The 6,625-nt window shown below is 54.7% G+C and carries 4 protein-coding genes; all 4 read right to left on the bottom strand.

Annotated features, from left to right (window positions below; genetic code table 11):
• Positions 1-48 precede the first annotated feature (48 nt).
• The 4 genes from QZP87_RS00465 to QZP87_RS00450 all read right to left on the bottom strand — a co-directional run bounded on the left by QZP87_RS00465 (position 49) and on the right by QZP87_RS00450 (position 6,451).
• Positions 49-963, bottom strand: coding sequence for a phosphoribosylaminoimidazolesuccinocarboxamide synthase (locus tag QZP87_RS00465; protein WP_291320962.1), 915 nt, complete (start codon positions 961-963; stop codon positions 49-51).
• A 5-nt stretch (positions 964-968) separates the two neighbouring features.
• Positions 969-2,279: a histidinol dehydrogenase gene (gene hisD / locus QZP87_RS00460; protein ID WP_291320961.1), complete on the bottom strand. Its 1,311-nt coding sequence runs from the start codon at positions 2,277-2,279 to the stop codon at positions 969-971.
• 198 nt (positions 2,280-2,477) lie between these two features.
• Entirely contained in the window at positions 2,478-4,436 is a 1,959-nt protein-coding gene (locus QZP87_RS00455) for a transglycosylase SLT domain-containing protein (protein WP_291320960.1), read from the bottom strand.
• 251 nt (positions 4,437-4,687) lie between these two features.
• Complete coding sequence (locus tag QZP87_RS00450) at positions 4,688-6,451, bottom strand: formate--tetrahydrofolate ligase (protein ID WP_291320959.1); 1,764 nt, start codon at positions 6,449-6,451, stop codon at positions 4,688-4,690.
• Between the last annotated feature and the right edge of the window lie 174 nt (positions 6,452-6,625).

Genomic DNA, 6,625 nt, shown 5'->3' with positions numbered 1-6,625 from the left:
GCGATGCTTTTATTGTTGGCCACACCGAAGATGACAGCCTTTTTATCCTTAAGCAGCATTTGAACCTCCCTGGATGAGTTCTTTTCCGGTTAAAAGCTTGTAGGCCAGCAGATATTTATTGGTGGTTTCGCTGACAATTTCCTGGGGCAGATCCGGCGGGGGAGGGTTCTTGTCCCATCCGGAACGCTCCAGCCAGTCCCTGAGATATTGCTTGTCAAAGCTGGACTGTCCCTGGCCGGGCTTGTACTGGTCTGCGGGCCAGAAACGCGAAGAGTCCGGTGTCAGGACTTCATCGATGAGCATTAGTCGCCCCTTACTGATTCCAAACTCAAATTTGGTGTCCGCGATGATGATACCGCGTTTTTCGGCGTATTCCCTGGCCTGACGGTAGATGGAAAGGGACAGGCTGCTGACCTTTTCCAGCATCTGATCACCGATTTTTTGACCGGCCTGTTGCATGTCGATATTCTCGTCGTGTTCTCCGGCTTCGGCTTTGGTGGAAGGTGTAAACAGTGGCTCTTCCAGTTTCTGTGATTCCAGAAGGCCCTGGGGAAGGGTATAGCCGCAGACCTGTCCGGTGCGCTGGTAATCTTTCCATCCTGAACCGGTGATATATCCCCGGACAATGCATTCAATGGGCAGAGGAGCGGCTCTTTTGACCATGACCGAGCGTCCCCCAAGCTCCCGGGTGTATGGTTGCAGGCTTTTGGGATAGTCCTGCACGTCGGAACTTATAAGGTGATTGTCCACCACGTCCTTGAACATGTCCATCCAGAAAAGGGTGATCTGGTTCAACACCGCGCCTTTGTATGGAATGGGCCGGGGCATGACCACATCAAAAGCACTCATGCGGTCGGTGGTGACGATCAGCAGGGTTTCAGGGTCCAGTTCATAGATATCCCGGACTTTGCCCCTGGACAATAAAGGAAATTCCTGGATGTTGGTTTGGGTTACTATCTGCATTACTGTTATTCTCCTTTTAGTCTGATTTCTACGCTGCGTGCGTGGGCCTCCAGGTTTTCCATCCTGGCCATGCGGGCGATACTGGATGCATGCTGCTGCAGATAACCCTGGTCTGTAGCCAGGATACTGATGCTTTTCTGAAAATTCTGTACAGACAGGGCCTGGGAAAATCTGGCCGTTCCCAGGGTGGGCAGGACATGGTTGGGGCCGGCGAAGTAGTCCCCCACAGGTTCCGGGCTGGTATGCCCAAGAAACACCGCCCCGGCGTTTTTGACTTTTGCCAGCATGGGCCAGGGATCCTGCAGACAGAGTTCAAAGTGCTCCGGAGCAATGCGGTTGATGAGCTCCATCCCGGTCTGCATGTCCGGGACCTTGAAAGATCCTCCCCAGTCCTTGAGGGCCTTGCAGGCATTATCCGCACGGGGCAGGCTCAGGAGCTGGTTTTCCAGTTCATTGTCTACATTCTCCATGAGATCTGCATCATCAGTCACCAGGTAGGTCCCGGCCAGGGGATCGTGTTCGGCCTGGGAGAGAAGGTCCGCGGCTATGTAATCCGGTCTGGCGCTGGAATCCGCCAGAACCGCCAGCTCGCTGGGACCAGCGATCATGTCGATGCCCACCTGGCCCATGAGCAGTTTTTTGGCGGTGGTCACAAAAATGTTGCCCGGCCCGGCTATCATATCCACGGCTGGGATACTGGCCGTACCGTAAGCCAGGGCCGCAACAGCCCAGGCAGAGCCGCATTCGTAGATTTCATCAAGCCCCAGAAGGTGCGCAGTGGCAAGAATATATGGATTCAGGGTCCTGTCTGCACGGGGCGGAGTTACGATACAGATGGATTCCACCCCGGCAACCTGGGCCGGGATGGCGTTCATGAGCAGGCTGGAAATAAGGGGAGTGTCGCCTCCCTGTCCTCCAGGGACATAAAGACCGGCCCTGGAAACCGGGGTGGTCATCTGGCCCAGGAAAGCACCGTCTGGGTCGGTGGTGAACCAGGAGTTCCGGGCCTGCCTGGAATGAAAAGTCCTTATTTTGAAGGCCGCCTCCCGAATTATATCGAGATCATCCACCGGGATCTGTAAAAGAGAATTTTCAATCTCTGCCGCGGTGACCTGCATGTCCTGGATACTGAATTCCCGGCAGTCAAAATGCCGGGTATATTCCACCAGGGCCTCATCGCCGCGCCTGCTCACCTTGTCCATGACTTCCCGGACCTTGCCTTCAACAGAGGTGTCAGGCTGCATCCTCAGGGTCAACCAGGACTTGATGTGTGGCCAGTCATGCGCGGATGAATAAATAAACTGTCTGCCGAACATTAAGTCCACTCCTGCTGCTGTTGATGTAACTCGTAACCTTCACCGCTCAAACACGACTACTTAATGTGCATCCATAATTTTATCAAGTGCGGTTTTTTGTATCTGTTCAGCGCTATTATGGAAGGCAGGGGACAGGCACCTCCGCTCTTATTATATGGCAGAAAGGCTGTAGAATATTTGAAAAATCGGCTCTGCTGTTCACCCACCGGCGACTCTTTCCGGGGCCGAATGCCTGGGCAGGATGTCCGGCATCCTGTGGGAGAGCCTGGTAGGTTCCAGACCCAAACGTATCTGGTAAATAGTGGTATAGGTATTTATCCTTTCAATATAGTCCCTGGTCTCATGGAAAGGGATATTTTCAACCCAGATGTCGGCAGGCATTGCACGGTCTTCAGGCAACCAGTTGTTAACCCGGTGGGCCCCGGCATTGTAGGCGGCTGTCGCCAGGACAGGGTTTTGCTGCAGTTCCTGCAGGCGCATGTGCAGGTAAAAGACCCCGTAGCGCACGCTGATATCTGGATCTGTAAGGCGATATGGATTGCCCAGCGACTCCTGAAGCCTGGCTGCGATAATCCTTCCGGTGGAGGGCATTATCTGCATCAGGCCGATGGCCCCGGCAGGAGAACGTACATCCGGCATGAACATGCTTTCCTGCCTGGCCAGGGCCAGGATCCAGGCGGGGTCCATCGCCTTACTGCGGGAATGATCAGCGATGAGGTCATTGAAGGGCATGGGAAATCTGAGAACCAGATCGTCAAACTGCCGGGCCCTTGCAGCGGCCTGTATGGCCCGGTCGTGCCAGCCCAGGCTGTGAGCCAGTACAGCGGCCCCGGCCAGGATGTCTGACCCCTGGTTCTGAATGGCCTGGGCCCATTCCCGGCGGGCCTCAATTTCGCGATCCAGAATGTATAGTTCCATGGCCCTCTGGATGCCGGGTTGAAGGCTGGCCTGCTCGATGACGGCAGGAGAAGGGTCCAGGGGGGTGTGGCGTATGATATAGGAGCGATTGAGCCTGTCAGCGGCCAGGAGTGCAAAATAGTTCTGCCTGCCCAGAAGATTCAGGTAAATTCCCGAGGCATGCTGAATATCCCCCTGCTTTTCCAGAGCTCTGGCACGCCAGTATTGCCATCTTGGCTCCGCCTTCTGGGACTGGGTGAGATGACTCCAGGCATTGAGGACTTCATCCCAGCTTTCATGATACAGGGCAACTCGCACGTGCCACTCCCTAAGCCTGGGGTTTTTGACCCGCTCCGGGAGACCTTTAAAGCGCTCCAGAGCCTGGTCATGCTTTCTAAGGGCCAGGTACAGGGCTATATCCTGCTCCACCTCAGGGAAGTCTGTGGCTTCAAAGTTATACTCAGCCTTGATTGCGTCCCAGTCTTTGGCAGCCTTGGATGTGTCCTGCCGGACGAGTCTTTTCATGCCGTAGACAAGTATTTTGCCGCTGTAGGAGTCAGCGGCCCCAGTCCAGTCCTGGTGGAGGGTTCTGGAGGGATTACGGGCAATGTTCAGCCAGAGGTCCAGCCAGGATTTGTCGCTGTCCGGCAGGTACCTCCGCAGGTATCCGGCCAGACCCAGCTGTCCCTGGTCAATGGCGAGGGCTATGCGTTCCCGGACAAGTTCTGGAGTGAGTTTGTCGGCAGCACGCCAGGCATCGAACAGAGGGTCGCACTCATTGGGTCGGGACCTGCCGTGCAGCCACATTTTTTCAGCATGATCAAAGGCTGCTTTCTCCTGTCCTGTTTCCAGAAGGGCCCGTCCGTAAGAGCATAGAGTCCTCTCTCTGGATGATGATTCAGTATAATCCCTCACCAGCCTGGTCCATTGGTGGTTGCGGGCAAGATAGTCAAGCCACCTGGAGCGCAGCTGTCCGGCCAGGGGGGTGGAAGAGTAGGCATCAAGAAATTCCAGGATTTGGGCCTCACTTTTCAGGGATATGTTCTGACGTAGTTCTTTGTGCAGAAGGTAGGGGTACAAGGGATAGCTGACGAGTTCTGCTGTAAGGGATTTGAAATCCTCAAACTTGTTTTCATTAAAGGCCTTCTCGGCTTCCAGGAATTTTTGTCTTTGCTGGGAAAGGTCTGCCTGGGCGGGGGTGACAAAAAATATTCCCAACAAAAAAATACTCAGTATTGCACGGACAGTCTTGCTCACCATGTTTTTACTCCGATAGGTCCGGCCTTGCCGGAAAATTGTCAACTGACAGTGAATCTAACCCAATACCGCAGTAAGAGCAAGCAAGAATGGCAGTTTTGAAGAGAAAATCTGCTGGTATCAGGTGTTTTTTTCGGCGAAGGCAGTCAGACTATGTCGGAGTCGTGGTGTGAAATATTCAGCTGAAATAACAAAAGGGAGCAAGCCGGGGCCTGCTCCCTTGTGAAAAAAGCCAATGTCCAGTTCAGGCGGGCTTAGAACAGGCCCTTTACCTTGCCTGTTTCCGTATCCACGTCGATGCGGCGGTAGGCAGGATCGGAGCCGGTGCCGGGCATGAGGCTTATGGTGCCGGCCACCGGGACCACGAAGCCTGCGCCCTTGTAGGTCAGGATATCGCGCACCGGCAGGGTCCAGTTTCTGGGCACGCCCTTGAGAGAGGGTTCATGGGACAGGGACAGGTGGGTCTTGACCATGCAGGTGCCCATGTCCTTCATGTCCGGGTCCTTTTCCATGCGCTTGAGTTTGGCCTGAGCGTCCGGCCCGAAGCTTACCCCGTCTGCTCCATATACCTCCCTGGCAATGAGCTCTATGCGTTTTTCCAGCGGAGTGTCCAGGTCATACAGAAAGCGGAACTCGTTTTCCTCTTCGCAGGCATCGGTAACTGCATCGGCAAATTCCAGGGCTCCATCTCCGCCGTACTGCCAGTGCTTGGAAACAGCCACCCTGGCCCCGGCCTCTTCGCACAGGCGGCGTACAGCCTTTATCTCGTTTTCCGTGTCCATGTAAAAGGCGTTTATGCACACCACAGGGTTGATGCCGGCCTTTTTAACGGTCTCGATATGGTGCAGGAGGTTTTTGCAGCCTTCTTCCACCCAGCCCACGTTTTCCTTGCCGTACTCTTCGGGCATGGGCCGCCCCGGCACCGGAATGGGCGCTCCTCCGTGGCATTTCAGGGCCCGGATGGTGGCCACCACCACGGCGCAATGCGGCTTGAGATTGGAATAGCGGCACTTGAGGTTCCAGAATTTCTCAAATCCGATATCAGCTCCAAAGCCACTCTCAGTGACGTTGTAGTCGGCCAGTTTCAGGGCCACCCGGTCAGCGATGACTGAGCTCTGTCCTATGGCGATATTGGCGAAGGGTCCGGCATGCACGGCCACGGGCTGACCCTCCAGGGTCTGCATGAGATTGGGATTCAGGGCCTCCACCATCCAGGCGGTCATGGCTCCGTCCACTTCCAGATCAGCAGTGGTGATGGGGCGGTCCTGGCGGTCATAGGCCAGTACGATCTTGCCGATTTTGTTGCGCATATCCTCCAGGTTTTTGGCCACGGACAAAATGGCCATGATTTCCGAGCTTACTGCTATGTCGAATCTGGACTGCATCATGGGGCCGTCCATTTTGGCTCCCTGTCCGATGGTAATGTTGCGCAGGGCCTGGGCGCAGAAATCGATTATCCAGTTGAATTCGACTTTCTTGGGATGAATATCCAGGCGCTTCAGGCCGCGTTTGGCCAGCTCTTCATCGGTATAATTGTTCTCGTGCTGCATGCGCGAGGTCAGGGCCACCATGCCCAGATTATGAGAGTTCATGATGGCGTTGATATCCCCGGTGAGTCCCAGGGAAAAAGGCGTCAAGGGAATGCACTGGGCCAGACCTCCACCTGCTGCGGAACCCTTGATATTCATGGTGGGTCCGCCGGAAGGCTGCCTAATAGCCCCCATTACGGACTTGTTTCTTTTTCCCAGTCCCTGGACCAGTCCCATGGCACAGGTGGACTTGCCTTCTCCAAGAGGAGTAGGGGTAATGGCGGTAACGTCCACGTACTTGCCGTCCGGTTTACTCTGCCGGCTTTCCAGGATCTTGCGGTAATCCAGCTTGGCCACGTAATGACCATGTGGCAACAGTTCCTCTTTAGCCAGTCCCAGCTGCTCGCCCAGCTCATAAACTGTCTTCATGCGGCTTTCCGCTTCCTCGGCTATTTCCCAGTCTTTATGCCTGGTGGGGTCAAGAGCCATATTAGTCCTCCTTGTGTGGGGTTTTTCTATCACTACAGCGAAACTTATGACTGACCTCCGGGGACTGGCTCTTCCCGCACTTATTTTTTCCAATAAAACCAAGATCATTTGTATTAAAAATAAGTGCGGGGGTGCCTGTCCCCAATTGAGGCAGGTATAATATTTTATAAGTTT

Source organism: Desulfonatronospira sp. (genome assembly GCA_003563255.1).
In the GTDB taxonomy this organism is placed as follows: Bacteria; Desulfobacterota; Desulfovibrionia; order Desulfovibrionales; family Desulfonatronovibrionaceae; genus Desulfonatronospira.
This window is presented reverse-complemented; position numbering and strand designations above follow the sequence as displayed.

What these genes read in the sequence shown, in the direction of transcription:
- QZP87_RS00465 (WP_291320962.1), bottom strand. Translation starts at nt 963, where the DNA reads ATGCAGATAGTAACCCAAACCAACATCCAGGAATTTCCTTTATTGTCC.
- hisD (WP_291320961.1), bottom strand. Translation starts at nt 2,279, where the DNA reads ATGTTCGGCAGACAGTTTATTTATTCATCCGCGCATGACTGGCCACAC.
- QZP87_RS00455 (WP_291320960.1), bottom strand. Translation starts at nt 4,436, where the DNA reads ATGGTGAGCAAGACTGTCCGTGCAATACTGAGTATTTTTTTGTTGGGA.
- QZP87_RS00450 (WP_291320959.1), bottom strand. Translation starts at nt 6,451, where the DNA reads ATGGCTCTTGACCCCACCAGGCATAAAGACTGGGAAATAGCCGAGGAA.